Annotated in this window: 29 protein-coding genes; 13 read left to right on the top strand and 16 right to left on the bottom strand. The window is 57.3% G+C overall.

Annotated elements, in window-relative coordinates:
- Window positions 1-6: 6 nt before the first annotated feature.
- Window positions 7-303, bottom strand: coding sequence for a hypothetical protein (locus ATI45_RS08840; RefSeq protein WP_098419165.1), 297 nt, complete (start codon window positions 301-303; stop codon window positions 7-9).
- A gap of 319 nt (window positions 304-622) precedes the next feature.
- On the opposite strand from ATI45_RS08840, the gene ATI45_RS23310 reads away from it, so the two are divergent.
- Genes ATI45_RS23310 through ATI45_RS08880 form a run of 8 tightly spaced genes read left to right on the top strand, consistent with a single transcriptional unit; the run spans window position 623 to window position 7342 of the window.
- The gene (locus tag ATI45_RS23310; RefSeq protein WP_416376589.1) at window positions 623-997 is read left to right on the top strand and encodes a Na+/H+ antiporter subunit E; all 375 of its coding nucleotides are present in this window, start codon (window positions 623-625) and stop codon (window positions 995-997) included.
- Window positions 994-1245, top strand: a complete 252-nt coding sequence (locus tag ATI45_RS08850) for a monovalent cation/H+ antiporter complex subunit F (RefSeq protein ID WP_098419167.1) — start codon at window positions 994-996, stop codon at window positions 1243-1245. The genes ATI45_RS23310 and ATI45_RS08850 overlap by 4 nt, the downstream gene beginning before the upstream one ends.
- Before the next feature lies 1 nt (window position 1246).
- Entirely contained in the window at window positions 1247-1576 is a 330-nt protein-coding gene (gene mnhG, locus ATI45_RS08855) for a monovalent cation/H(+) antiporter subunit G (protein WP_416376590.1), read from the top strand.
- On the top strand, window positions 1566-2474 hold the full coding sequence (locus ATI45_RS08860) for an MnhB domain-containing protein (protein ID WP_098419169.1): 909 nt from the start codon (window positions 1566-1568) through the stop codon (window positions 2472-2474). Before mnhG ends, ATI45_RS08860 begins: the two co-directional genes overlap by 11 nt.
- Window positions 2471-2758 (top strand): NADH-quinone oxidoreductase subunit K, encoded by a 288-nt coding sequence (locus ATI45_RS08865; RefSeq protein WP_098419170.1) that lies wholly within the window; start codon window positions 2471-2473, stop codon window positions 2756-2758. The genes ATI45_RS08860 and ATI45_RS08865 overlap by 4 nt, the downstream gene beginning before the upstream one ends.
- Complete coding sequence (locus ATI45_RS08870) at window positions 2755-4179, top strand: complex I subunit 5 family protein (RefSeq protein ID WP_098419171.1); 1425 nt, start codon at window positions 2755-2757, stop codon at window positions 4177-4179. The genes ATI45_RS08865 and ATI45_RS08870 overlap by 4 nt, the downstream gene beginning before the upstream one ends.
- The gene (locus ATI45_RS08875; RefSeq protein ID WP_098419172.1) at window positions 4176-5693 is read left to right on the top strand and encodes a complex I subunit 5 family protein; all 1518 of its coding nucleotides are present in this window, start codon (window positions 4176-4178) and stop codon (window positions 5691-5693) included. Before ATI45_RS08870 ends, ATI45_RS08875 begins: the two co-directional genes overlap by 4 nt.
- Window positions 5690-7342 (top strand): complex I subunit 5 family protein, encoded by a 1653-nt coding sequence (locus ATI45_RS08880; protein ID WP_098419173.1) that lies wholly within the window; start codon window positions 5690-5692, stop codon window positions 7340-7342. Before ATI45_RS08875 ends, ATI45_RS08880 begins: the two co-directional genes overlap by 4 nt.
- Window positions 7343-7610: 268 nt before the next feature.
- Here the strand turns inward: ATI45_RS08880 and ATI45_RS08885 are convergent, their stop codons facing one another.
- The 3 genes from ATI45_RS08885 to ATI45_RS08890 all read right to left on the bottom strand — a co-directional run bounded on the left by ATI45_RS08885 (window position 7611) and on the right by ATI45_RS08890 (window position 8771).
- On the bottom strand, window positions 7611-7949 hold the full coding sequence (locus ATI45_RS08885; RefSeq protein ID WP_098419174.1) for a zinc ribbon domain-containing protein YjdM: 339 nt from the start codon (window positions 7947-7949) through the stop codon (window positions 7611-7613).
- Between the two features lie 107 nt (window positions 7950-8056).
- A complete protein-coding gene (locus ATI45_RS22250; RefSeq protein ID WP_179888007.1) occupies window positions 8057-8215 on the bottom strand; it encodes a hypothetical protein in 159 nt (52 codons plus the stop codon).
- A gap of 139 nt (window positions 8216-8354) precedes the next feature.
- The gene (locus ATI45_RS08890; RefSeq protein WP_098419175.1) at window positions 8355-8771 is read right to left on the bottom strand and encodes a GFA family protein; all 417 of its coding nucleotides are present in this window, start codon (window positions 8769-8771) and stop codon (window positions 8355-8357) included.
- Window positions 8772-8959: 188 nt separating this feature from the next.
- Between ATI45_RS08890 and dacB the strand changes: the two genes are divergently transcribed.
- Entirely contained in the window at window positions 8960-10507 is a 1548-nt protein-coding gene (dacB, locus tag ATI45_RS08895; RefSeq protein WP_098419176.1) for a D-alanyl-D-alanine carboxypeptidase/D-alanyl-D-alanine-endopeptidase, read from the top strand.
- A gap of 53 nt (window positions 10508-10560) precedes the next feature.
- Here dacB and ATI45_RS08900 read toward each other — a convergent pair whose 3' ends face one another.
- The gene (locus tag ATI45_RS08900; protein ID WP_098419177.1) at window positions 10561-10830 is read right to left on the bottom strand and encodes a DUF2798 domain-containing protein; all 270 of its coding nucleotides are present in this window, start codon (window positions 10828-10830) and stop codon (window positions 10561-10563) included.
- A gap of 114 nt (window positions 10831-10944) precedes the next feature.
- Here ATI45_RS08900 and ATI45_RS08905 point away from each other — a divergent pair, with 114 nt between their 5' ends.
- A complete protein-coding gene (locus tag ATI45_RS08905) occupies window positions 10945-11841 on the top strand; it encodes a DUF6279 family lipoprotein (protein WP_098419178.1) in 897 nt (298 codons plus the stop codon).
- 9 nt (window positions 11842-11850) lie between these two features.
- Here ATI45_RS08905 and ATI45_RS08910 read toward each other — a convergent pair whose 3' ends face one another.
- The 5 genes from ATI45_RS08910 to ATI45_RS08930 form a co-directional block, all read right to left on the bottom strand.
- Complete coding sequence (locus ATI45_RS08910) at window positions 11851-12618, bottom strand: SDR family oxidoreductase (protein ID WP_098419179.1); 768 nt, start codon at window positions 12616-12618, stop codon at window positions 11851-11853.
- A gap of 50 nt (window positions 12619-12668) precedes the next feature.
- The gene (locus tag ATI45_RS08915) at window positions 12669-13403 is read right to left on the bottom strand and encodes a histidine phosphatase family protein (RefSeq protein WP_098419180.1); all 735 of its coding nucleotides are present in this window, start codon (window positions 13401-13403) and stop codon (window positions 12669-12671) included.
- Window positions 13403-14467 (bottom strand): phosphotransferase family protein, encoded by a 1065-nt coding sequence (locus ATI45_RS08920; protein WP_098419181.1) that lies wholly within the window; start codon window positions 14465-14467, stop codon window positions 13403-13405. The genes ATI45_RS08915 and ATI45_RS08920 overlap by 1 nt, the downstream gene beginning before the upstream one ends.
- A gap of 43 nt (window positions 14468-14510) precedes the next feature.
- On the bottom strand, window positions 14511-15332 hold the full coding sequence (locus ATI45_RS08925) for an SDR family oxidoreductase (protein ID WP_098421695.1): 822 nt from the start codon (window positions 15330-15332) through the stop codon (window positions 14511-14513).
- Between the two features lie 175 nt (window positions 15333-15507).
- Entirely contained in the window at window positions 15508-16716 is a 1209-nt protein-coding gene (locus ATI45_RS08930; RefSeq protein ID WP_098419182.1) for an acyl-CoA dehydrogenase family protein, read from the bottom strand.
- A 169-nt stretch (window positions 16717-16885) separates the two neighbouring features.
- On the opposite strand from ATI45_RS08930, the gene ATI45_RS08935 reads away from it, so the two are divergent.
- Window positions 16886-17818, top strand: coding sequence for a LysR family transcriptional regulator (locus ATI45_RS08935; RefSeq protein ID WP_098419183.1), 933 nt, complete (start codon window positions 16886-16888; stop codon window positions 17816-17818).
- On the opposite strand, the gene ATI45_RS08940 is transcribed toward ATI45_RS08935, so the two are convergent.
- On the bottom strand, window positions 17812-18168 hold the full coding sequence (locus tag ATI45_RS08940; protein ID WP_098419184.1) for a hypothetical protein: 357 nt from the start codon (window positions 18166-18168) through the stop codon (window positions 17812-17814). The two genes, ATI45_RS08935 and ATI45_RS08940, sit on opposite strands and share 7 nt — an antisense overlap.
- A complete protein-coding gene (locus tag ATI45_RS08945; protein ID WP_179888400.1) occupies window positions 18150-18572 on the bottom strand; it encodes a hypothetical protein in 423 nt (140 codons plus the stop codon). The genes ATI45_RS08940 and ATI45_RS08945 overlap by 19 nt, the downstream gene beginning before the upstream one ends.
- Before the next feature lie 181 nt (window positions 18573-18753).
- Here ATI45_RS08945 and ATI45_RS08950 point away from each other — a divergent pair, with 181 nt between their 5' ends.
- Window positions 18754-19908 carry an isocitrate/isopropylmalate dehydrogenase family protein gene (locus ATI45_RS08950; RefSeq protein WP_098419185.1) on the top strand — a complete coding sequence of 385 codons (1155 nt, stop codon included), beginning with the start codon at window positions 18754-18756 and terminating at the stop codon, window positions 19906-19908.
- 23 nt (window positions 19909-19931) lie between these two features.
- Here the strand turns inward: ATI45_RS08950 and ATI45_RS08955 are convergent, their stop codons facing one another.
- Together ATI45_RS08955 and ATI45_RS08960 are read right to left on the bottom strand one after the other, a co-directional pair.
- Complete coding sequence (locus ATI45_RS08955) at window positions 19932-20501, bottom strand: DUF1439 domain-containing protein (protein WP_098419186.1); 570 nt, start codon at window positions 20499-20501, stop codon at window positions 19932-19934.
- Between the two features lie 93 nt (window positions 20502-20594).
- The gene (locus tag ATI45_RS08960) at window positions 20595-21821 is read right to left on the bottom strand and encodes a pyridoxal phosphate-dependent aminotransferase (RefSeq protein WP_098419187.1); all 1227 of its coding nucleotides are present in this window, start codon (window positions 21819-21821) and stop codon (window positions 20595-20597) included.
- 181 nt (window positions 21822-22002) lie between these two features.
- On the opposite strand from ATI45_RS08960, the gene ATI45_RS08965 reads away from it, so the two are divergent.
- A complete protein-coding gene (locus ATI45_RS08965; RefSeq protein WP_098419188.1) occupies window positions 22003-22986 on the top strand; it encodes a D-2-hydroxyacid dehydrogenase in 984 nt (327 codons plus the stop codon).
- A gap of 83 nt (window positions 22987-23069) precedes the next feature.
- Here the strand turns inward: ATI45_RS08965 and ATI45_RS08970 are convergent, their stop codons facing one another.
- Entirely contained in the window at window positions 23070-23735 is a 666-nt protein-coding gene (locus ATI45_RS08970) for a LuxR C-terminal-related transcriptional regulator (RefSeq protein ID WP_098419189.1), read from the bottom strand.
- Window positions 23736-23790: 55 nt separating this feature from the next.
- Window positions 23791-25737 (bottom strand): acetate--CoA ligase, encoded by a 1947-nt coding sequence (gene acs, locus ATI45_RS08975; RefSeq protein WP_098419190.1) that lies wholly within the window; start codon window positions 25735-25737, stop codon window positions 23791-23793.
- Between the last annotated feature and the right edge of the window lie 203 nt (window positions 25738-25940).

Genomic DNA, 25940 nt, shown 5'->3' on the forward strand with positions numbered 1-25940 from the left:
TTCGAATTAGTCTGTCAGCTCGCCTTCGTAGACCCGCTGCAGGTGGGCCTGCAAATGCTGATAAGGAAGCGCCGGCACCTTGTTCTGCAGGGCGCCGAGGGCACGGGATACCGGTTCACGCAGCACATCATACCACTGCGACGCCATCTGCCCGAGCTTGAGAACAGGCCCTTTCATGTCGCCCACCGGCTGCCAGTTGATTCCCGAACGTCCGCGCAGCAGGCGCTGGCCGAGCACGCCACCGGCAATCCGGGTAGCGGTTCCGGCCAGACGCAGAAAGCGGCGGGCAGGCGGCAGTGCCATTAGGGTGCTCCATAAGCGGTTTCAGCGATACTGGGGCGGCCCGCAATCACGACACCGTAAGCAAAAATGACAGTCAGGTTCCGGCAAGTCTTTTAACCTGCCGGTTTGAGACCTAGTCCGACTTCTTCTAATATAGAGCCTAAGCCCACCTGCAGGAGTCCCAGTGGCGAACCCCTCAAGCAAGCCAGCCCGTCCAGCCGGTTCCCGTCGTCAGCCAGGCAAAACCACGAAAGCACTCAATGCATTATTCAGTTTCTGCTTCTGGCTGGGCGTATGGGCATTGCTGAGCAACGCAGAGGGCTGAGCATTCGGGATACCTCTGGCAGCGATAGCAACCTTCGCCGGCTACCGTCTCGAACTGCGTTGCGGCTCACTGCGGTGGCAGGCGATTCCAGCTTTTCTAGGATTCTTTCTGCGCGAGCTATTTTCGGGTGGCTGGGACGTAGCCCGCCGAGCCCTGCATCCGAGTTTACCGGTGTCACCGGCCTGGAAGACATTCGCTCTGACCAGCAGGGATCCGCGTGTTTGCCTGTTTTTATCGGCGATGGTTGGCCTGTTGCCCGGTACACTCTCATCGCACTATGAAGATCAAACGCTGCATGTGCATACGCTGGATCAGCATCAAGACTGGGAAAAAACCGTGGCACAACTGGAATTACGCTTGTCGCAATTACTCGGAGAACAAACCGCATGATGATGCTTGCTACCATATTGCTCGCAAGCATTGCCGTGGGTCTGTGGCGTGTGGTGCGCGGCCCGAGTCGTGCCGACCGCCTGCTCGCCGTGCAGTTGTTCGGTACTACCGGCGCAGCGGTGCTGTTATTGCTGGCCCATGGTCAGGGTCAGCCGGCGTTGATCGAGGCCGCGCTGGTGTTGGCCGTGCTGGCTGCAGTGCTCAGCGCGGCACTGGTCCAACTATTACGCCGGAGCCGACATGATTGAGCTGAACACCTGGCTATGCTGGCTTAGCTGGCCGTTTTTGTTGGCCGGGTTATTTTTCTTTCTGGCCGGCACAGTCGGGCTGTTACGTTTTCCCGACGCCTACAGCCGCCTGCATGCCGTCACCAAGGCTGACACCCTGGGCCTGGGTTTGCTCGTGGTCGGCCTATCGCTGCGCAGCGATAGCTGGCAATCGGTCACTCAGATGCTGCTGGTCTGGCTGCTGGTCATGGCCTCCGGGGCGACTGCCTGCCAACTATTGGCGCGCTACCAGCGCGACGCGGACAGAGCTGACGCCAAAACCCTTCAGGAGCAATCTTCCGATGGCCACTGAACTGGTCTTCGATCTGACGCTGATTCTGTTGCTACTCGGCCTCGCTGGTGCGGCGCTGCACACGCGTAGTCTTTATACCTCCATTGTGCTGTTCATCGTGTTCGGTCTCATGCTGGCGCTCACCTGGGCCCGGCTGGGCGCTGTCGACCTGGCACTGGCGGAGGCTGCGATTGGTGCCGGACTGATCGGCGTCATGCTGCTCGCAGCGCTGGCTCGCAGCGCCGCAGAGTCGACCTCCCAACCAGCCCGTGTGCCGCTGGCGATCAGCTTGCTGCTCGCTGTGCTGGTGCTGGCGTTACTGATCCGCGCGATACAACCACTGGCGGACAGTAACAGTGTGCTACCCGCCCTGGTCGATACGCACCTGGACGAGAGTGGCGTGAGCCATCCGGTCACGGCGGTGCTGCTGAACTTTCGCGCCTGGGATACGCTGCTGGAGCTGGTGGTATTGTTACTAGCACTGATCGGCGTTCGCCAGCTGGGCCGCTCTGGTATGGCTTTACCGCCGGCCTGGCCACTGCTACGCGCTTGGAGCCGAATGCTCGCGCCGCTGACGATCATCGTCGGCGGTTACCTGTTGTGGCGCGGCAGCCATGCACCTGGCGGCGCCTTCCAGGCCGGGGCCGTGCTCGCTGCCGGCGCGGTCATGCTGCGCCTCGCCGGCCTGCTGCCCGCTATTCGCTGGAGCCGCTGGCCGGTCCGCGCGCTTATGTTGGGCGGCGTGGCGACCTTTGCCCTGGTAGCCGCTGGCACCCACTGGATGGGTGCCAGCTGGCTAACCTACCCGCCCGGGTGGGCTAAGCAGCTGATCCTGCTGATTGAAATAACCGCCACCCTATCGATCGCCACCAGCCTGACCGTTCTGGTGATCGGCGAAAACGAACACCCCGCGCCATGACCAATGCTCTGATTTATCTGTGTGGTGGTGTCACCCTCTGGGTGGTGGGCCTGCACGCGCTGCTGGTTCAGCGCAATGCGTTACGCCGGATCATGGCGGTAAATGTGATGGGCAGCGGTGTGTTCATGGTCATGGTCGCGCTGGCCAGCCGGGACGCAGCCGTCGACCCGGTATTGCAGGCCCTGGTCGTCACCGGCCTAGTGGTGGCGGCGAGTGCCACCGCCTTTGCCCTGCGCCTGGCAACCGCCGATCCGCTCGACAAAAACGAACCGGAACGCAAATGAGCGCGGCGTTGCTCAGCCTGCTGATCCCATTGATCTCCGCGCTGGTCTTGCTGCTGTTGCGGGTCCGCGCCGGCAGCCTGGTGATACTGGCGAATGCGACCAGCCTGGGGTGCGCGGCACTGGCCCTGTACCAGGTCGTTATCAACGGCACGCAGCAGCTCAATCTCGGCGGCTGGGAAACGCCGCTGGGGATACGCTTCGAGCTCGGCCCGCTCACCGCTCTGCTGCTGGTGTTTACCGCCCTGATTCATCTGCTGGTGGCGATTTATGCCCAACGCAGCCGTCACAGTCAGACCCGTGATACCGACTTCTGGCCCCTCTCCTGTCTGCTGCATGCCAGCCTGGGCGCACTTTGGCTGTCCCGCGATCTGTTCAATTGGTATGTCACCCTGGAACTGCTCGGGCTGGTCGCGGTGGCAATGGTGATTCTCTCTGGGCCGAGGTCACACGTACCAGCGCTACGCTATCTGCTGCTGTCCCTCGCCGCATCGCTGTGTTACCTGCTCGGCGTCGCACTGCTCTACGGCCAATACGGCGTGCTGGATATACGTGCGCTCGCCGGTGTCACATCCAATGACCAGGTCACGCGCCTGGCTCTGTTACTGCTGACGCTGGGGTTGATGGTAAAAGCCGCACTCTGGCCTTTGCATCAATGGCTTCCGGCTGCCCACGCTGCTGCGCCTACGGCGGTCAGCGCACTGCTCTCGGCGCTGGTGGTAAAGGGCCCCCTGTTCATCCTCTGGATGCTCTGGGATAACGTGGCTCCAGTAGAGCTCGCCAGGCAGGCGGGTATCTTCTTCGCGGTTGCCGGTATTGCCGCCCTGGTCAGCGGCGGTCTGGCTGCACTGCGCACACCCTGGATCAAGGTGCTGGTGGCGTACTCCACGGTCGCCCAGCTAGGCTATGCCCTGCTGGCCCTGGGTCTGTTGCTGTATTGGCAGGATGCGAACATGTCTATCGCGCTGTGGCTGTTCGTGATTGCCCACGGCCTGGCCAAGGTGTCGATGTTCCTGGCCGCCGGCGAGATGCAGGCGACGCTGAGAAGCCGGCATGTCAGCGCGCTCAAGGGGGCCAGCCAGACCATGCCGATCGCCATGTTCGCGTTCGCAGTCGCCGGCGGCAGTCTGATCGGCTTGCCGCCCAGCGGCGGTTTCGTGGCCAAATGGGTGCTGCTGCAACCGCTATTTCTGGAACCTGCCCGCTGGCCCTGGGCGCTGGGCGTGCTGCTTGGCACTCTGGCCAGTGCCGGCTATGTATTCCGGGTGGTGGCCATCGCGTTTGATCGTGCCGACCCCAACCCGCCGGATTATGATTCCGATGTCTCGGCCCAGTGGCTCGCGATGTTGCCTGCCCTGATTGTGTGGGCCATGGCCTTGATGAGCGAGCCGCTGATCAATTGGTTCCGTGAGGTGGGGCTGTGATAACCGCCTGGACCACCCTGCTGCCGCCGGCAATCATACTCAGCTCGCTGTTGCCCGGCTTGGTCATATTCAGCCTGCGCGAAGATCAGGTGAAGCTGCGCATCGGCCTCAACCTGTTCGCCGTCATCCTCAAGCTATGCCTGGTCGGGGTGATGCTCTGGGGCGTCAATCAGGGGCTGGAGTTTCGCTTCGCCATTGGCTTCCTGCCCGGTGGTGGCCTGGTGCTGCAGGGGGGTGCCACCTCGTTGCAGTTCGTTACCCTGTCCTCGGTGCTGTGGCTGGCAACTACCATCTATGCGATCGGCTATCTCGAGGATTCGCCACTGCGCTCACGGTTCTTCGGCTATTTCAGCCTGTGCGTCAGCGCGACGGTGGGCTTGGCTCTGGCCGGGAATCTGGTCACCTTTCTGTTTTTCTACGAACTATTGACGCTAGCAACATTTCCGCTGGTCGTCCACCGGGGCACGCAGAAAGCGTTGCGCGCAGGACGTGTTTATCTTGCCTACACACTGGGTGGCGGCGCGCTTCTATTGATGGGCATTGCACTGTTGCACAGCATCACAGGCAGCCCCGAATTCCAGGCAGGTGGCTACCTGGGGCCCCTGATCGATGCTCATCGGCCCAGCCTGATACTCGCCTTCGCCCTGATGATCAGTGGTCTGGGCGTCAAGGCTGCATTGATCCCCTTACATGGCTGGTTGCCCCAGGCGATGGTCGCACCGGCTCCGGTCAGCGCTCTGCTACATGCTGTCGCGGTGGTCAAGGCTGGCGCCTTCGGCATCGTTCGGGTGGTCTATGACGTTTATGGCGTTGAGCAGGTGCAGGCGCTCGGACTGGCAATGCCACTGCTGGCTCTCGCAGCGGCAACGATCCTGTACGGTTCATTTAAGGCGTTGCAACAGCAGGAATTGAAGAAAAGACTGGCCTACTCCACCATCAGCCAGGTGTCCTACATCACCCTTGGGGTCGCGCTGATGGGCCCGATCGCCGCGGTTGGCGCGCTGGCGCATCTGGTACACCAGGGCCTGATGAAGGTGACGCTGTTCTACTGCGCCGGCAATTTCGCAGAAACCCTGGGCATCCATCGGATAAACGAAATGAACGGAGTCGGCAAGCGTATGCCGCTGACAATGACTGCGTTCACATTAAGCGCATTGGGCATGATCGGCGTACCGCCAACCGCCGGCTTCATCAGCAAGTGGTATCTGGGCCTGGGCGCCCTGGAGGTCGGGCAGGATTGGGTGTTGCTGGTGCTGGTGCTTTCTGGTCTGCTCAATGCCGCCTACTTCCTTCCCCTGATCTATCGAGGCTGGTTTGCCGAGCCGCCGACGCAATGGCCGGAGGAACACGCCCTGGGTAACGGACGACCGGGGCTGGGAGAAACCCACTGGATGCTGCTCGCACCGGTACTGTTCACCGCAACGCTGGCCCTGTTGGCCGGCGTGCTGGCTGGCAGTGAGCTAAGCCCGCTGGCCTGGAGCCAACTGATCATCAATCGGCGGTTCGGCTTATGAGTGCTCTATTCTGGTTACTTGTGCCCCTCTCCCCGCTACTCGCGGGCGCCCTGCTGTGGCGCTGGCCAAATCGCATCGGCCCCTGGCTGTGGCTATGTTGTTTACCGGCACTGCTACTCAGCCTGTGGCCCACTCCAACACTGGAGCCGGGAATACTCTGGCCGGGGGCAGCATGGGCCGCGGAGGATCTGCTCGCTCGCGCCTGGCTGGCATTCAGTGCACTACTCTGGGGCTGCGCAAGCCGTTTCGCGCACACCGATCTGGTCGGCGATCAACACCGTTTTCGCTTCTGGTCCAGCTGGCTATTATCCCTGAGCGGAAATCTGCTACTGGTAATAGCCCAGGATGCCGCCAGTTTCTATGTGGGTTTCAGTTTGATGAGTCTGGCCGCCTACGGGTTGATCGTGCACGAGCGCGGCCCTGCACCCCGCCAGGCGGGACGGCTCTACCTGCAACTGGCCATTTTAAGCGAAATGCTGATTTTCGCCGGCATGCTGTTGCGTATTCACGAAGCTGGCGGCGCGCTGGAGCTGGCGGCCTGGCAAGCCGTCCCTGTCGGCTCGCTGACAGCAATCGTACTGCTGGTTGGTTTCGGTCTGAAGGCCGGTTTCTGGCCACTGCACGTCTGGCTTCCACTGGCTCACCCGGCTGCACCGGCGGCCGCCAGCGCAGTGCTGTCCGGCGCAATGATCAAGGCGGGGATTCTGGGTTTATGGCGGTTCCTGCCAACGCAGGACCCCTGGCTGCAAAACGTCGCCCTGGCGCTATTGGCGATCGGCGCCATCAGCGCATTCTACGGTGTGGCTCTGGGGCTGATACAGAGCAAGGCCAAAAGCGCCCTGGCCTATTCGTCGGTCAGTCAGATCGGCTACCTGCTGGTGGTACTTGGCCTGGCCTGGTTGCATCCGGAGTCCACTGCCGCGGCTGCGACGCTATTGGCTCTTTTTGGCGTGCACCATGGTCTGGCCAAGGGTGCCTTGTTCATGGGTGCAGGCCTGGCAAGTCACTATCGGCTCAGCCCTCTGCACTGGCTGTTGATGGCTTTACCGGCAATGGCACTGGCGGGATTGCCGCTGACCAGTGGTGCGGCAGTCAAGATATTGCTCAAGGATGCGGTTTATGCCAGTGACGTCAGCCACTGGCTGATGCTATTGACAGCAGGCTCCGCAGCAACAGCAATGCTCTTGCTGCGCGCCCTCTGGCTAATGTGGCGGCACCAGCCTGAAGGCCGCGCCGCTTCCCCCCCGAAGGGTCAGTTACTACCCTGGGCATTGCTCTGCGTAATGCCGGCTCTGCTGCCGTGGCTTTGGCCCGAATTGCGCGAAGCGCTGGTAGCCAGCCTGCCGATAAAAACCTTGTGGTCGGCAAGCTGGCCACTGCTCGTGGCCGCGGCGGCCGCCTGGGCAGTCCACCAGTCTGGCTGGACCATTCCCGGGGCACTGCAGAAGTTGCCCAATCCAGCCCGAGCCGGATCGCTCAAGCTCAAGCGAATCATGCAGCGCCCGCCCGTGCCAGCAGTTGAAACGGAGATCCGGCGCCATCGCTGGCGCGACGTCGAGCGGCGCTGGAATCGGCTGTGGGGCAGCGGAGCCGTGATCACCAGCGCCTGGATCATTACTCTGCTGCTGCTCCTGGGCTGGCTGGGCTGAACAGTGTCAGCAGCCCTGCCAATGCTTCCGGCGGGACTGCCTCGCCATTGATTTGTCTGGGTGAGTCACTAGGCTACAGGTCCGTGCAACAGCTAACTTAGACATAGCCTTTAATAAAGCCAAAAAAGAAGCTTCCGCTAGGGTTGCAGGTTTTGCCGTCTTTTCACGGTGGTCATTTGGGATTAGCCATCTGCGACAAATACCTTATTTTAAGTCGCATATAGCAGCTAACTCTCAGATTTTCACAACCTGGAGCACATACCCCGCATCAGACTCTCTTGACGAACTCCGACTTCAGTTTCATCGGTCCAATACCGTCTATTTTGCAGTCAATATCGTGATCACCACCAACCAACCTTATACTTTTAACCTTTGTGCCCACTTTCACCACCAGCGAAGAACCCTTCACTTTAAGGTCTTTAATGACCGTTACGCTGTCGCCGTCTTGCAGTTCGTTGCCGTTGGCATCACGGATCATTTTCTCTGATTCTGCGGCGGCAGCCTCGGTTTCGCTCCACTCGTGGCCGCACTCCGGACACACCAACTGGGCGCCGTCTTCGTAGGTAAATTCAGAGGCGCATTGGGGGCAAGGTGGCAACTGTGACATGGCAGGTTTCCTCGGTGATTGAATAGGGTGCGCATTATAGCAGAATCACCCCCGACCCAGTCACACCGAGCAGCACTTGATCTGAGTGTTAACGTGATAGATCACTTTTACAAAGGAACTTGACCGGTCAGAGCCAGCGCGGCCAGCACAAGGCAGATAAACAAACCCGCAATTCCGGCAATTTTCAGCCCACCCATCAATTCCTGTTCCGGCGTCATAGCACTTCCTTGATTCCAGATGTATCCCAATTCAGCATTGGCCAACATTAAAGTGTCTTATGATGGCGCCGCTCATACGTGCGCAGTCACAAACATCAGTGAAACGTCACACAAACAATTTAATGCGAATAATTATTATTTGCAATTAATTTATCAGAACTGCCCCTAGCCAAATTGCCCATACAACTCAATGGGGGTCGTTCGTGCGCTCCGTCTTATCAAACTGTGGTAGCGAATCGGTGATCTGAAACCAGTCTGACTGCGCGTTTACATATACGTGTTGGGCCGCGACTTTGCCCAAAGGTTTTTCCAGCGCGCCTACCCGCAGCCGCAAAATGGCGGGAATGGCGTCTACCCTGCTATACAGCTGAGAGCCGCAGCGGCCACAAAAGCCGCGGTATTTGCCCGGACTGGAAGCGTATTCTTTTAGCTGGTCTGCGCCGATCAACCACTGCATGTGAATGGCCTGTGCCGGCGCGCTGGCAGAAAACGCACTACCGTGCGCTCGCTGACACTGTTTGCAGTGGCACAAAACCACCGGGCCCAAAGGGCCGTCATACTCAAACTGGACGTCGCCACAAAGACACTGGCCGCTATACGCCATTAATAGATCCCTCTCGTCAAACAGTTGTTCATTCAATGTCCTTTTATAAAAAAAATAACGAGCTAGAAAGAATATTTAATGTTTTGCCGAGCTTTGTGAATGGTAGCTCTGCGGAAAATAGGCTACTGTTAAATGTGTCGAAAGTTTAATCAATACGCAACGCCCGCCATGCAACTTCGGACCCTATTATGCCAAGCTCGTTATCCCCTGTGAACGCGTTTACTGCCTTGCCGGCTTCGGTTCGCCGCTTGCGTGGATTGGCGTTCGCTGCGCTGCTGGCGTGGCCGGTGCCTCAGGCCTTGGCCACAGATACAAATGGCCAAAGCGCGATGGCGCAGGCAGGCGCATGGAACGGCACTATGCGGGCCTATGCAACCAAATCACTGAACAGCGACAGCGCTTTGAGCATGGCTGCTATACCCATGAATGGGCCGGGCCTGGAGCAGTTTATCAATGCCGACACCCTGATGAGCCCTGGCTCCATCATGAAAGTCCTGACCACCTACGCCGCTTTGGAAATTCTGGGCCCCAACTACACCTGGGACACGGACTTTCTCACTGACGGTGACATGTCCGACAGCACGCTCAACGGCAACCTGTATGTACGCTTTGGCGGTGACCCGAAACTGACCTTCGAGCGGCTCTGGGAAACACTCAGAGAACTTAGGGATATGGGCATAACCCACGTCAATGGCGACCTGATTCTGGACGGCAGCTATTTTCAGATTGACGGCGGCTTTCCACCTTTCCAGGACAACGGCAGCAACCCCCACGCCCCGTTTCTGGTGGAACCCTCTCCGTATTTGACCAACCTCAATTTGAGCCAGCTGGAGGTTCGCTCAGACGAACGCGGCACCCGCGCTTGGAGCACACCGAACCTGGCTGAAGTGGTGATCGACAACCAGGTGATCAGCTCCGCCAAAGGTAACTGCCCCGGCCGCGGCTCATTCACCTGGACACCGGTTTTTCACAGTGACCAAAGTGTGACCGTAACGGTTAAAGGCACGCTGCCCAAGGGCTGTCGAACCACACGCTATTTGTCTTTGCAATCCCATGAGCGCTACAGCGCATCAATGATCCGCTCGCTACTGGCAGAAATGGGCGTACAAATCAGCGGTATCAACAGCGTGGGCATTACGCCCGAGAACGCCAAACTGGTTATGCGCACAACCTCACCCGACTTGGTGACCACGGTACGCGACATCAATAAATGGAGCAGTAACGTGATGGCGCGCCAGCTGCTTCTGGGTATTGGCGCAGAAAAGCGCAGAGCCACCGACAACGACGACCGGGTAGCCGCTATTCGTGCTATTTACAGCTGGCTGGAGGGCAAAGGTATTAACACCACCGGCATGGTGATCGACAACGGAGCCGGCTTAACCCGGCACGGTCGCATCAGCGCTCGCCAGGGCGTAGACATTCTGAGAAATGCGTGGAATAGCCGTTATTCAGCGGATTTGATGGCGTCTATGCCATTGATTGCAATGGACGGCACCATGGCCCGCAGGCTACGGAATACTGGTATGAAAGGGGAAGGCCGGATTAAAACCGGTTACCTGGAAAACGTACGCTCCATTGCCGGTTTTACCCGCGACGAAAACAACACCACCTGGGCTGTGGTGGGCATGGTTAATCACAATCCAGCCTGGAATGGTCAAGCGGTGCTCGACCGCATTCTGTATTCACTGCACCACAAACCGCCAGTGCCCACCACCCTGTCGCAATCCTCGCCCTAAAACAATTGTCGCATTGTGCCGGTATGGACAACTAACCGAGAAGCCCGCAGCACCTAGATGTCAAAGGGCTTTTCAGATTTTTGACCGGTAATCTGGCGCAGAGTGAACTCGGTCAGCTTGCCCGCTATGGGCGCGATAAATGTCACCAGTGGAAAAGCCACGCCCCAAGCCACAAGAAACGCACGCAACCAGCGGAACGCAAACTGAGCATCCAGCCCGGTATTCATAAAAGTAATTACCCCAGACATCAACAACGACATCATGCAGGACATGTAAAAACCAAAAATTAGCTGGCGCACTCGGGCAGATCTGAAGCGAGACATTAACATTCCTGTAGCGTCTGAAAGCAAACGGCTGTCGTATTTAGTTTAGCTGCTATAACGTATTTAGATGTCGTACGTATAGTAATAAGTAAGCGATCTTTTAGGTAGCTCTGAATGCTTGATTCCTCTCGGCCACGGCGTATCAAACCTGCAATACTTCTACGATGGGCAGTCACGCTGGTTTTAGTGCTTGCGATTGCCGGTTGTAGCTCTGCCAGGCTGGCTTACCGTTACGCGGACTGGGGCACGGTGTGGTGGATTGAGGACTATGTATCACTTACCAGCGATCAAGAGAACACCCTCGAACAGGGCGTTCGAGATCTTCGCCAGTGGCATTGCAGCCTGGAGTTACCCCGTTACGAACTCTGGCTAAGCAGCGTTATAGCCGATGCGAATGCAGCTGTTCTCACCGACGCAGCGCGTATGGAGTTTCATCAGGAACAACTGCTTGCCTTAGTGCCAGCACTGACTGATAAAGCCACACCGATGATAGTGGCCTTTCTAAAAACATTGAGTGACGAGCAAGTTCAGGAATTGGCGGCTAATATGGCCGACCGCCAGCAAGAGTTGGAGCAGGACTTGTTAAAGCGCTCCCCCGAAGCCACAGCCTCGGCCCGCGCCGAGCGCACCGCGGAGCGTCTGGAATCCTGGCTGGGCGACTTCAGTGACGACCAATATTTTCGCGTACAGCGCTGGTCTGCCGCCCAGGCCGGGCAAACCGAGATCTGGCTTGAAGGCCGCCAGCGCTGGCAGCAAGCGTTTCTGGAAGCCCTGCAACAACGCCAGCAGGCGGAATTCGCTAGCGTGATCGCCGATTTATTGCAAAACCCCGAGCAGGCTCGCGGCTTGGCTTATCAACAGACCATGGTACAAAGCAAAAACGCCATGGCCAAGCTGTTGAGCGATTTGCTGGCTATGGGTGGCGAACCTGCACTGGTAAACGTGACTGCCAAGGCAGCTAAGCTGAAAAGCGACGTTGATGCGCTCACCTGCCCGCTGCCGTCAGTCTAAGGCGCCAATTCAAACCGTCAAATAGCCACCGTCAGCGTTCACACAAGCACCGGTGGTGTAACTGGATGCGGCCGATACCAGGTACAGCACTGTGCCCGCCATTTCGTCCGGGCTGGCTACCCGCTTCATGGGTATGTGCGCCATCGCCTGCTTTTTGATGGCTTCGTTGCTGGTCAGCGCGCTGGCAAATTTTGTATCGGTCAGCCCCGGTAACAGTGCGTTCACCCGTATGTTCCTTGGTCCCAGTTCCATGGCAAAGGATTTGGTCATGGAAATGACAGCGGCCTTGGTAATGGAATAAATGCCCTGGAAATGGCCCGGGTTAACGCCGTTGACCGACGCCACATTCACAATGGCCCCGCCGCCGTGCTTTTTCATCAACTGCGCACCCTTGGCGCACATAAAGAAGTAACCGCGAATATTCACATCCACGGTTTTATTGAAGGCGGCCATATCGGTGTCTTCTACCGGCCCAAAATAGGGGTTGGTGGCCGCGTTGTTCACCAGAATGTCCAGCTTGCCGTGCGTCTGTTCAATGTGTGCCCAAACCGCGTCGATCTGATCCATCTCGCCAATATGGCAAGCAAAGGCCTCGGCGCTGCCGCCGGCGCTGCGAATACTGCTGGCCACCGCCTCGCAGCCGTCGAGCTTACGACTGCTGACAATCACGTGGGCGCCTTGGGCGGCTAGTGTGCGGGCGATGCTCTCGCCAATACCGCGGCTGGCGCCGGTGATTAACGCGATTTTTCCTTTCAGATCAAACAGATTAGTGCTCATGGATTTCCCTGCTTTCAGCAAAATTGTTAGCGAAGTTGTTAGCGAAGTTGTTAGCGAAAGGTTACCAGGGCGGGGTCTTCCGCCTCCAGATGACTGTAGTTATTAAAAACCGCCAAACTGCGCCGGCGGCCGCTTTGGCACCCGCTGCTGCAGCGCCTGCGGCCACTATAAAGCACCCGGGTAACGCTGGTGTTGGCGATCATGCTGTTCAGATCCAACGTGCGTTCATCGCTCAGATCGAGCAGCGCCTGCACAATCACTGCGATGGGGCCACCCGAGGTTGCAACCAACAGGTCACTACCCGCGGCGTAGCTGACTGCCTCGTCCAACGCCGCCAAAACCCGGGCCTTGAACCCGGGCCAGCTTTCCGCGTATTCGTGATCAAAGCAGCCACTGGCCCAGCGCTGGACCGCCGCGACAAATTCCACTTGAAACATTTTGGCTGGCGCCGCGGACGCAGCCAAATCCCGCGCCATAACGCTATGGTCCTGCCACTGGGGCCGGTGACGGTGAATCAGCGCCACGTGGTCAAACTCGTCAAAACCGGACGCCACCTGCATAGCCGGCAGGCCGTCACCAAAACCGCTAGCCATAGCCTCCACGGTTTCCCGATGGCGCCGTAACGTCCCGCCAAACACCAACTGCGGCTTTGCTGTCGCCGCCTGCAAACACCTCAGTGCGCGCCCCAGCACCCGCCCCTGCTGCCAGCCGATTTGCGAGAGGCGATCGTAATCTTCCGCGCCAAAACTGGCTTGGCCGTGGCGCACCAGATAGATCGTTGCCATTACAGGCTGCTCTTTGAAATCAGCTTCTCACAACGCATTTGCAAATAATTGGTGGCCTGACCAAACATCGCGAAACGCTTGTCGGCAGTCTGGCCGTGGTAATAGCGGGTGTAGATCTGCTGAACAATCACCGCCAGCCGAAACAGACCATAAACCTCGTAGAAATCGAAGTTTTCGATCTGTCGTCCTGATTGTTGCGCGTAATAGGTGACCACCTCGTCACGAGTCAGCATACCTGGCTGATGGGTTGGCTGACGCCGCAACATTTTGAACGGCGCTTCGTCATCCGCCTGTACCCAATAAGCCAGACTGTTGCCCAGATCCATCAGCGGATCGCCAATGGTGGCCATTTCCCAGTCCAGCACGCCGATCACCTCAAACAGGTTGTCAGGATTCAGCACCACATTGTCGAAACGGAAATCGTTGTGGATGACCACCTGGGCGACATCGCCTGGCATCTTTTCATTCAGCCACTTCATTACCGCGGCAAAGTCGCCCACGTCATCGGTTCGGGATTTTACAAATCGCTCGCTCCAGCCACCAATCTGGCGCTGCACGTATCCTTCACCCTTTCCAAGCTGGCTCAGGCCCGCGGCTTCGGCATCCACCTTGTGCAGCTCAACCAACTTGTCGATCACGTTCTTGCAAAGTGTACGAACGTCTTCTGCTGGCATAGCCAGATCCGCCGGGAAATCCTGGCGTAGAATCACGCCTTCAAGGCGCTGCATCACGTAAAAATCACAGCCCAGAACGCTGTGATCGTCGCAGGTAGCAACAATCTCCGGCACATAGCTGTACACCGGCTTCAACGCCGCCATCACACGGGCTTCGCGCAGCATATCGTGGGCTGAACGGGCGATTTTTCCAAGCGGCGGCCGGCGCAGCACAAACGAACGCGAGCCGTAATCCACCTGATAGGTCAGGTTAGACGCCCCACCGGGATACTGGCGAATCACCGGCTCGCCCTGCAAATCAGCCACCGCCTGTTTCATAAAGCGATCGACCGCTGAGGCATCCAGCTCCTCGCCATCGCGCACCGCCACCGCCTGATCAACCTGACTCATTACATCCACTCCCGTTTTGCAAAATTCGACCGTGCCGACACCTTCAGGATTTGGGCTTCGCACCCATCTTTTTAATCCAGCTCTTACTTCCCTGATGCATCAGCCAGTCAAAAGCCCAGGGGGCGTGGCGCTTGAGCACCCACATACGGCGCTCCTTAACGTGGGGCAGAACCCAGAAAGTGTTGCTTTGAACCGCCCGAAAAATATCATCGGCCACGTCTTCCGCAGAAATCGTGGAACGCTTCATCAACTTGGCGACATTGCCCTGAATACCGGGAATCACCGAACGCATACCTTCGGTCAGATTGGTCTGAAAAAACGCCGGGCATACACAACTGACCTGAATACCGTTCTCGCGCAGCTCCTGGCTCATGGTTTCCGACAGAGCAATGACACCGGCCTTGGACACGTTGTAGCTGTTCATCATCGGCGCCAGCATCAGGCCCGCCATAGACGCAATATTCACAAACGTTCCCGCGCCCTGCTGTTTGAACAAAGGCGTAAACGCCTTACAGCCCCGCACTACGCCCAGCACATTAATGTCCAGAATCCACTCCCAGTCCGCCATCGGCGTGTCTTCAATAGACCCGGCCGACGCCACACCGGCGTTATTCACCACAATATCCACCCCGCCCCAACGCGCGGCCAGATCCTCCCGAACCCGCTCCAGATCCTTCAGCCGGCGAACATCACAATCCACGTAATAGCCCTCACCTCCGGCCTTACAAATCTCCTGCTCCACCAAGGCGCCTTGCTGCGGGTTTACATCGCCAATACACACCTTCGCACCCTCACGGGCATAACGCAGCGCAATCGCCCGCCCCAACCCACTGGCCCCACCGGTAATAAACACTCTTTTTGTCATAATTATGTCCTGATGTGTGGAAAATACGACCTTACAATCGCCGAAGCCGAAGAGCAGCTTGCCGATGTAGCGGATGAAACTGTGCGGAGCCATGGATGGCGGAGCCCAAGCCGCGCAGGGAGCCTTGAGGCGTGTTTCAGCCGTTACGTCGGCAAGCTGCCAGACTCCGGAGCAATCAGTTATATTTACGCAACTCAAGCCGAGCCACCATAGCCCGATGCACCTCATCCGGCCCGTCCGCCAAACGCAACACCCGCGCATACGCGAACAACGCCGTCAGCGGAAAATCATCATCACTCACACCAGCCCCACCGTGAATCTGAATAGCGTCATCCACAATCGTCTGCAGCATCTGCGGCACCAGCGCCTTGATCATCGACACCTCCTGCAATGCTCCAGCGATGCCCTTGGTATCCAACGCCCAGGCGCACTTCAGCGTCAACAAACGCGCCTGCTCGATGGCCATACGCGCGTTGGCAATCTTGTCCACGTTGCCCCCCAGTTTAGCCAAGGGCCGACCGAACGCCTCGCGGGATAGCGCCCGTTTAATCAACAACTCCAGCGCCCGTTCGGCAGCGCCAATGGCACGCATGCAGTGGTGCACCCGCCCCGGCCCCAAACGGCCCTGGGCAACCTCAAAGCCGCGGCCAGGCCCGGCAATAAAAGCAGAGACCGGCAGTCGCACATTATTAAACGCCACCACGCCATGGCCGTAAGGCTCATCAAAGGCACCAAATACCGGCAACATGCGCTCAATGCTGACACCCGGCGCATCCATCGGCACCAACACCATCGAATGACGACGGTGCTTGGCAGCCTCCGTATCGGTTACGCCCATAAAAATGGCGACCTTGCAGTCCGGATGACCCACACCTGTACTCCACCACTTGCGCCCGTTCAGCACCACCTCATCGCCGTCCACCGTGGCAGTGGCCGCCATGGTCGTCGCGTCTGACGAGGCGACGTCGGGTTCGGTCATACAAAAGGCCGAACGAACTTCACCACTCAGCAGACGCGGCAGCCATTCCGCTTTTTGCTGGTTTGAACCATAGTGGATCAGCACCTCCATGTTGCCTGTGTCAGGCGCGTTGCAGTTGAAGATTTCCGGCGCAATAAAGCTGCGTCCGGTCTCCTCGGCAATCAGCGCGTAGTCGGAATTCAGCAGGCCACAACCGTAGGTGTCATCGGGGAAAAACAGATTCCACAAGCCTTGCTCACGGGCTTTGGCCTTCAGTTCGCGGATAACGGGCAGCACTACCCAACGGTTATCCAGCGCCGCCAACTCCCGGTGGTACTGTGCTTCTACCGGAACAATCTCGTCGGCCATGAAGCGTTTTACCCGCTCCAGATAATCCTGGCCCTTGGCTGAAATTGAAAAATCCATTGCTTTACCTCCTACGCTGACTGAGCGCTACTGACACCCGCGGTTTGCGACTACTGTCCAATGTACGCATAGGCAGTGTAGGCACAGGCAAAGTATTACGCGACTGAATTATTCTTATCCTTTACCATTAGTAAAATTGATATCACTGCGCACCTCGGGAATGAAAAACATGGCGGCAAACCGGCCAGACCTGAATCTGCTTCAGGTTTTTGACACTATTTATCGCGAGGGCAGCCTGACCCGCGCCGCCAAGACCCTGCACCTGACCCAGCCAGCGCTCAGCCACTCGCTGGCGCGGTTGCGGGCCTGGTTTAATGACCCATTGTTCAGCCGCCAAGGCAATCGCATGGTACCTACGCCGCTGGCCACCCGGTTTATAGAAACCATGCGGCCAGGACTCAACCAGATACACAGCGCCGTCGCTCAGTTCCATAGCTTTGACCCGACACATCAGCAGAAGACGTTTTCGCTGGCTCTGCGCGACATTTTGGAATCGACATTTTTGCCCCAGCTGATGACGCAGCTGGCGCCCTACCCGGATCTGGACATTGTTAGCCAAAGAGTGGCGCGCCGGGACATGGAAAGCCAACTGGCGGCGGGAAAGCTGGACTTTGCGATTGACGTGCTGCTGCCGGTGAGCGAGCACACCGGCCACCAATGGTTGCACCAGGACCCGCTGGTGGTTCTGGCGCGCAAAGACCACCCGTGGGTGACTATGGCGCCGACCGAGACCAGTGGCGAGTTATCGGCTGAGCGCTATTTGGCAGCATACCTGCAAGCACAGCACGTACTGGTGTCGTCGCGGGCCACAGGTTCGGGCGTGGAGGATTTCGAGTTATCCAAACTGGGACTGCAGCGGGATATACGCTTGCGCTGTCAGCACTATTTTGCAGCCTGCCGGGTGGTGGCCAACACTGCACTGTTGCTGACCATGCCGGCGTCTTACGCGCGGCTACTGGCCAGCCATCATGACCTTGCCGTTATGCCAACTCCGGCGCCATTTCCGCCGGTGAATGTTCATTTATACTGGCACAAAGCCTATGAGCAAGAACCCGCACTGGTGTGGTTTCGCCAAAAACTGATACGTGACCCACCTCAATAGGCGCCCACCAGCCCCAGAAAACCGAAGAAGCCGACCGCAGTGATGCCCAATGAGGCAGCCACAATCGCAAACCCCCACCAAATTGCCTTACCCGGGTCAACGGCCAGACCATACCCGCGCAAGGCGCGGTAAAATGCCAGGGGCCCCAATACAAAAGCGCCCCCAATGGCAAACACCAGGCCCACACTGATACCCAAAAATGTCCAGGTGGCCAAGTTGTTGGCGCGCTCCTGCAGCTGTTCGGTAACACCCTGACGCTGCAAAAACAGTCGGCAAAACAGCCAAACCAGAGCGAACAAAATGGCCACAAAAACGGCGCCACCAATAACGGTCAAAATACGATAAAACACACACACCTGCCTTGGTAGAAAGAAATAAACAAAACGCTTGTGCAGTGCACAGGCACAAGTTCGAGCAAATTACTCCTCCGGAAAAAAAGGTTCCGGCAGTTCTTCAAAGCCTGGCCGGGCAAACAAGTAGCCCTGAAACTGGCTGATGCCCTGTTGCCGAAGCCAGCAATATTCCTCCATGGTTTCCACCCCCAGGCGATCACTTGGCTAACCCGTTGATCCGACATGGCCAGCATACCGGTAACCACTGCCAGTTGGTTATCATTATGCTCATTACCACGCAACAGAGTCATATACTGCTTAATCAAGTTCGGCGGACTGGCAATCACCAGGCTGATGCGCGAATGAAAAAGCGACATCCAAACCTTCGTCACAGCCACATTCGTCACACCGGCTTTTTTCATATAGTTTTTCAGACAACGTCATTACCCTCTCTGCGTATATTTATGTAGGATTACGACACATTACCAACTCAGCCGTAAATAACTCATCGAGTCGGCCGGTGGCATTGGCTGCCATCACAGCTACACTCATCACAACGACGCTAACGTAGCGCTTTTTTTGTTTACCAACCAAGGAGTTTGAATGTCTGCTACAACCAACATCGCTATCACACCCGGCGACGGTATTGGCCCGGAAGTGGTCAATCAAGCCGTTCATTGTCTTGAGTTACTACGCCAGCGCTTCAAACTGGATCTGGGTTGGCACCAATTCCCCTGGCCCTCACACCATTGGCACCAGCAACACGGCGAATCCATGCCTGCTGACGCTCTGGATCAATTGCGCGCTTTTGATGCCATTTTGTTGGGCGCCTTGGGCGACCCTGGCCCGGTGACCGATCGCAATCGTTATCTGTTGTCTGACAGCGTGTCGCTGGCGCCCTTACTGCAGATCCGTAAGGGCTTTGACCAGTGGGTTTGCGAGCGGCCCGCGCGCTTGCTGCCCGGCGCTCGCCAGTACCTGGCGGACGATCGCGCACGCGACATCGACATGCTGGTCATTCGGGAAAACTCAGAGGGAGAATACGTCAGCCAGGGCGGGCGCCTGCGCCAGGGTACGCCCCATGAAGTGGCTACCCAGATTGAAGTATTTACCCATTTCGCCAGCGAACGCATCATTCGTTACGGCTTCGAGCAGGCCCGCGCCCGAGCCATTCACCGCAAGCAACACGACGAGACACGCCAGTTTCAGACATTAGATGGCCGCGTCTGTGAAAGCCAGGTTTGCCTCGTCACCAAACGCAACGCCTTGCGTTACTGGGGTGATCTTTATACCGAAGTGTTTGAGCGCATGAGCCTGGAATACCCGGATGTGGCAACCCATCATGAGCTGGTGGATGCCGCCTGCATGAAGTTCGTGCAGAGCCCGTGGGCGTTTGATGTGGTGGTGGCCAGCAATCTGCAGGGCGATATTTTAACCGATCTGGCTGCGGTGCTGTCCGGCGGCTTGGGGGTGGCACCATCCTGCAACCTGAACCCCACCGACCCAAGCATGCCGTCAATGTTCGAGCCCACTCATGGCAGCGCGCCGGATATTGCCGGCCAGGGCCTTGCGGACCCCACGGCCATGCTATTCACCACCGCGCGCATGCTGGATTGGTTAGCTCGTAAAGATCCGGCTATGGCCGCGGCAGGCCATGCCCTGTTTGAGGCCACAGCCGCAGACCTGGCAAAGCACGGCGGCAAGCGACGATCAACCGCAGAGATCGGCGCAGCCGTTTGTGCACGGTTAAGCGCCTGACCTAAAAGTAAACACCGCTGTGCCTAGTCGGCCATAACAAACTCAAGCCGGCCTGGCGCTAAGCGGATATCCATGGGCACCATGCCAAACAGTCGCTGGGCCATGCTGCTATCGTCTAAGCGATATATCGGCATGGTTTCCAGCATTTGCGCCACTACCCGCATAACCGTGTCGGTAACGGGCTTAAGGTCACCGCGGAACAGTGGTGATTCAACGTTGCTTTCCAATAATTGTAAACGACGAAGATACACCGCCTTTTCAGCGCTGTCATAAACCGGAGCACCTTCAAGCTTCAACGAGATATCCACTGGCAGTTTTGCCATCAACACATTGAGAGCTACTTGGCCCTTCAACCCTATTACGACTACGTCACGACCGTCAGGGCCAAGGGTGATGTCCGCGTCATTCAAGCTCAGACTTAATGGCGAGCCGTTTTGCAACTGCTTGCGATCATAATCGCGCACAGCATCCTGCAGGTGGCGTTCAAGCTCACCTTCGGACACTGCGTAAGGAGAAAGGCTGGCGCAACCGCTGGCCAGAACGGCCAGCAAAACAATGCACAACCAGCGTGTGGTGTTCGAAAATCCGATCATTAATGTTGCCTCCGTGGGTTCGGGCTCTATCCTGACCCACGGTTGCCAAGCGGGCAAGTCCCGCTTGGCATTATTGTTGCGCCGACAAAAAAGCTAGAAATTCTGCTTTGCCATCCACGGAATGATACGGTCAAATGCTGCATCCAGCTTTTCACAGGTGGTTGAAAAGCTGAAACGCAGGGCATTGGTGCAGCCCTCGCCAAAGGAATCTCCGGGCACGGCACAGACCCCGGTTTCTTTTAGCATTCGCAACGCCAAGTCGGTGCCATCCACATGGGGGGGTAAATCCGGAAAGGCATAGAAAGCCCCACCCGGCTTGTAGCCGGTCAAATGCGGCGTCTGGGCGATCAGTTCAACAACCTTGTCGCGACGCTCGCGGTAAATATCGACCATGTTCTTTACGCATTGCTGATCGCCGGTTAATGCTGCCACACCGGCGAACTGGGCCGGCGTGTTCGCCACCGACGTGGTAAACATGTGATAGCGCCGCAGCGACTTGATGGCCGCTTGGCTGGAGATTACCCAGCCAACTCTAAGGCCCGCCATGCTGTAAGTTTTGGAGAAACTGCTGATGCACATGATGTTGTCCAGATCCACCGCGCAGGTTAAAACACTGGCAAATTCATCGTCATCAAAAATCAGGTGATCGTAAACCTCGTCGGCATAAACCTGAATGCCGCGATAGGCACATTCTTCCAAGATGGCTTCCACGGTTGAACGCGGATACACCGCTCCGGTGGGGTTGTTCGGATTATTCAGAATCATCGCGTAGGTGCGCGGCCCAATCGCTCGGATAACGTCGTTTGGATCTAACTGGTGGTTGTTTTCCACGTGAGTCGGCACATATTTCACCTCGCCACCGTTCATACGGATCAGCGGTGCATACAGCAGAAAAGACGGATCTGTCACCAGAAACTGACGCCCGGGTGCGGCGGTTGCGGCTATAGCCAGGTACATGGCTTCGGTGGCGCCATTGGTCACCAGGATATTGTCGCGAGTAAGCTTGCGGTTGTAACGTTTGCTGTAATAGTCGCGCAAAGCCGTTACCAATTCTGGCAAGCCCGCATCCATGGTGTAGCCGGTTTGGCCGGCATGAAGAGCATCTACGTAAGCGTCAATGATGTGTTTGGGCGTGGGTAGATCTGGCTGGCCAATGGACAGATGAATCACGTCTTTCATGGTGGCCGCCAGATTCACCATGCGACGAATACCGGGTATGGGAACCGCCTGCATCGCAGGGTTCCAGCTGGCTTTGGTTTTGCGGTATTTGACGGTTCTGCTTCTAGCCTGGCCGCTTTCGTGGTTGGCGGACGCCACCATAAGTTATCTCCTGCAAGCTGCGACGACGTGAGACGGAAAATTCCGCTGTAACTGCAGGTTAGCCTCGTTAGGCAGGCTCTACAAGCACGCATCTACAGGTTGACCCCAGCCTATGCGCTGTCCAGACTGTAAGCACACTCGTTAATCCATTCACGCACCAGGGTTCAAGGGAAAAACACTCATGGCCACACAGAAAAAACCGGTGATTACCATTCTGACTGCGCCCGGTGATCCGCAACCCGAGGGGTTACATGCGTTGCGGTCGCGAGTAGAAATACGTCACGCCTGGGACGAGAGAACACTGAAGAACACCTTGCCCGGTACCTCGGTGATGTTGGTCACTGATTTTCGCACAGAAGCGCTGGAAGCCGCCTGGCACTGCGCCAATGAGCTGCGTTGGATTCACGCCACCAGCGCCGGCGTGGATGCGCTTATGTTTCCGGCGCTGGTGAGCAGCAAGGTGATGGTCACCAACGCCCGCGGCATTTTCGATCGCACGATTGCCGAGTATGTATTGTGCACCATTCTCATGTTTGCCAAAGACTTCCCGGCATCGTTGCGATTTCAGTCAGCGCATCGCTGGCAGCACCGCGACACGGAAAGAGCAGAAGGCAAACACGTGCTGGTGGTGGGTGCCGGCTCCATCGGTCGACAAATTGCCCGTCTAACGAAGGCCATCGGCATGAACCCCCATGGCATCGCCCGCAGCGCCCGCCCGCAAGATGCAGACTTCGTTGCGGTACACGCCAACGATCAGCTCCATGAGCAACTTGGCAAAGCCGATTACGTGGTCATTGCGGCACCGCTGACACCACAAACCGAGGGCCTTTTTGACAGCGCCGCCTTTGCCGCGATGCGAAAAAGCGCACGCCTGATCAACATTGGTCGCGGCCCGATTGTTAAAACCGATGACCTGATCGCCGCTTTGGAACAGGGTCAGATTGCCGGTGCCGCGTTGGACGTGTTTGAAGAAGAACCGCTGCCGGCCGACCATCCGCTATGGGATCGGGAAAACGTAATCATGACGGCCCATATGGCCGGCGATTTTATTGGCTGGCGGCGGGCTCTGGTGGATCAGTTCCTGCAGAACTTTGATCGCTGGCACCAGAATAAAGAGGTGTTCAATCGCGTTGATAAAGGATTGGGCTACGCCGCCAAAGGCTGAACATACGGCGCCGAACAAAAACAGAAAGAAACAAAAAAGCCGACGGCTGTGACAGCACGTCGGCTTTTTGTTATCCGTTTTGGTTAGCTGCCCGAGAGCGACTGCTCCGACGGGTCAATCTCCATCTGCTGAATGGCAATCACAGCCTGGGTGCGATTACGCACGCCCAGTTTGCGGAAAACCGCCGTAATGTGGGCTTTGATTGTGGCTTCAGACACCTCCAGATCGTAAGCGATCTGCTTATTCAGCAGGCCTTCGGCCAACATACCCAACACACGAAACTGCTGTGGTGTGAGTGACGCCAGTTTCTCGGAAAAATCGGTGGCATCTGAATGCATGCGTTCGATTTTGTCCGCGGCGCCCTCAGGCAACCATACATCACCCTGCAGTACGTCCTGAATGGCCTTGGTGATGGTGGGCAGCGGCGCCGATTTCGGAATGAAGCCAGACGCACCATAGTCGATTGAACGGCGCACTACCTGCAACTGCTCCGAACCCGACACCACCACCACCGGCAAGCCAGGATACTGCCCGCGCATGAACACCAACCCAGAGAAGCCGTGAGCACCCGGCATGTTCAGGTCCAGTAACACCAGATCGGCATCCGGGTGAGCCTCTATCGCCGCTTGCAGCGCCTTGATGCTGTCGACCTCTACGGTAAGAGCATCGGGTACTGCCTGGTTCACCGCCTGCTTCAATGCTGCCCGAAACAGCGGGTGATCGTCCGCGACAATAATTGTTTGTGCCATTCCACGGTATCCTTGAGGTGCCCGGCGCTCGCCGGTCGATTGCTTTGACTGATGGCTACTTTAACTGACGGCTGCTGATCAGATCGTCAACGACGCTTGGATCCGCCAGTGTGGAGGTGTCGCCCAACTGATCGTACTCGTTGGCAGCAATCTTACGCAAAATACGGCGCATGATCTTGCCTGATCGGGTTTTTGGCAAGCCCGTTGCCCACTGAATCACATCCGGAGAGGCAATGGGGCCAATTTCTTTGCGCACCCACTGTACCAGCTCTTTTTTCAACTCGTCGGTCGGCTCTTCGCCCTGCATCAACGTAACATATACGTAGATGCCCTGCCCTTTGATGTCGTGGGGGTAACCTACCACCGCCGCTTCCGCGACTTTCGGATGGGACACCATGGCACTTTCTACCTCGGCGGTCCCCAGGCGGTGGCCAGATACGTTCAGCACGTCGTCAACTCTGCCGGTAATCCAGTAGTAACCATCGGCGTCACGGCGGGCACCGTCACCGGTAAAGTACATGCCTTTGTAAGCGCTGAAGTAGGTCTGAATGAAACGCTCATGGTCACCATAAATGGTGCGCATCTGCCCGGGCCAGCTGTCCATAATCACCAGATTGCCTTCGGCTTCGCCTTCCAGCAACGTGCCTTCGGCGTCTACCAGGGCCGGCTGAATACCAAAGAATGGCACGGTCGCAGAGCCCGGTTTCAAATCGGTAGCGCCCGGCAGAGGGGAGATCAGGATACCGCCGGTTTCGGTTTGCCACCAGGTATCTACAATCGGGCATTTGCCGTTGCCCATGACCCGGTGGTACCACTCCCAGGCTTCCGGGTTGATGGGTTCACCGACCGAACCCAGAATTCTCAGGCTGCTGCGATCGGTGCCATCCATGCAGCTTTCGCCCTGGGCCATGAGTGATCGAATGGCTGTGGGCGCGGTATACAGAATATTCACCTGGTGCTTGTCGACCACCTGGCCCATACGCGAGCTGTCCGGATAGTTGGGCACACCCTCAAACAGCAGCGTCGTGGCACCGTTGACCAAAGGGCCATACAGAATGTAGCTGTGGCCGGTAACCCAACCGAAGTCGGCGGTGCACCAGTACACATCACCATCGTGATAATCAAAAATGTATTGATGAGTCATGGAGGCGTACACCAGATAACCACCGGTGGTGTGCAACACACCTTTAGGCTCTCCGGTAGAACCGGAGGTGTACAGCATGAACAGTGGGTCTTCGGCGTTCATGGGCTCGGGCTTGCAGTCTGCCGAAGCCTTGGCCATCAGGTCTTCATAACGCTGGTCGCGGCCTTCTTTCCAAGCGATATCACCGCCGGTACGAGTGACCACAATAACGGTTTTTACGGTATGGCGACCGTCGTTTTTAAGCGCCGCGTCGACGTTCTTTTTAAGCGGGATTTTGCGGCCGGCACGAAGGCCTTCATCGGCGGTAATCACGATGCTGGATTTGCCATTAACCACCCGGGAGGCAACCGCTTCTGGAGAAAAGCCGCCAAAGACCACCGAATGGATTGCGCCAATACGGGTACACGCCAACATAACCACAGCGGTTTCAACGATCATCGGCATGTAAATGGTGACCACATCGCCTTTTTTAACACCCTGGCTTTTTAGCACGTTGGCAAATTTGCACACCTGCTCGTGCAGTTCCCGGTAGCTGACGTTGCGGGAGTCCGAAGGGTCATCGCCTTCAAAAATGATGGCGGTCTGGTCGCCACGGCTTTCCAGATGGCGGTCCAGGCAGTTGGCAGACGCGTTCAGTTCGCCATCTTCAAACCACTTGATAGACAGCGCATTGTAATCGTAAGTGGTGTTTTTGACTTTGGTAAACGGCTTGATCCAGTCTACGCGCTTGCCATGCTCGGCCCAGAACTGATCCGGGTTTTCGATGGACTGCTTGTACATTGCCTGATACTGATCTTTATTAATGAGCGCGTGTTGTGCCACTTCCGGGGTTACCGGATACACCTGCTTATCAGTCATGTTGCTCCCCTTTTTCCTGGTCTATTGTCATTATGGGTTTGAAATTCAGAGCGAGCGAACCTAACGGCCCGCCATCGGGATACCTATAGTTAGCTACAGTTCACCACGCCGATGGCCTTTTGTTGAATTAGACGAACGTACTAATTAACGTGAACGTGTGGCAAAGTTGCAAAAAATGACGTCAACAAGACGGCAAATTGCGA

This window comes from Marinobacter sp. LV10MA510-1, assembly GCF_002563885.1.
GTDB lineage: Bacteria > Pseudomonadota > Gammaproteobacteria > Pseudomonadales > Oleiphilaceae > Marinobacter.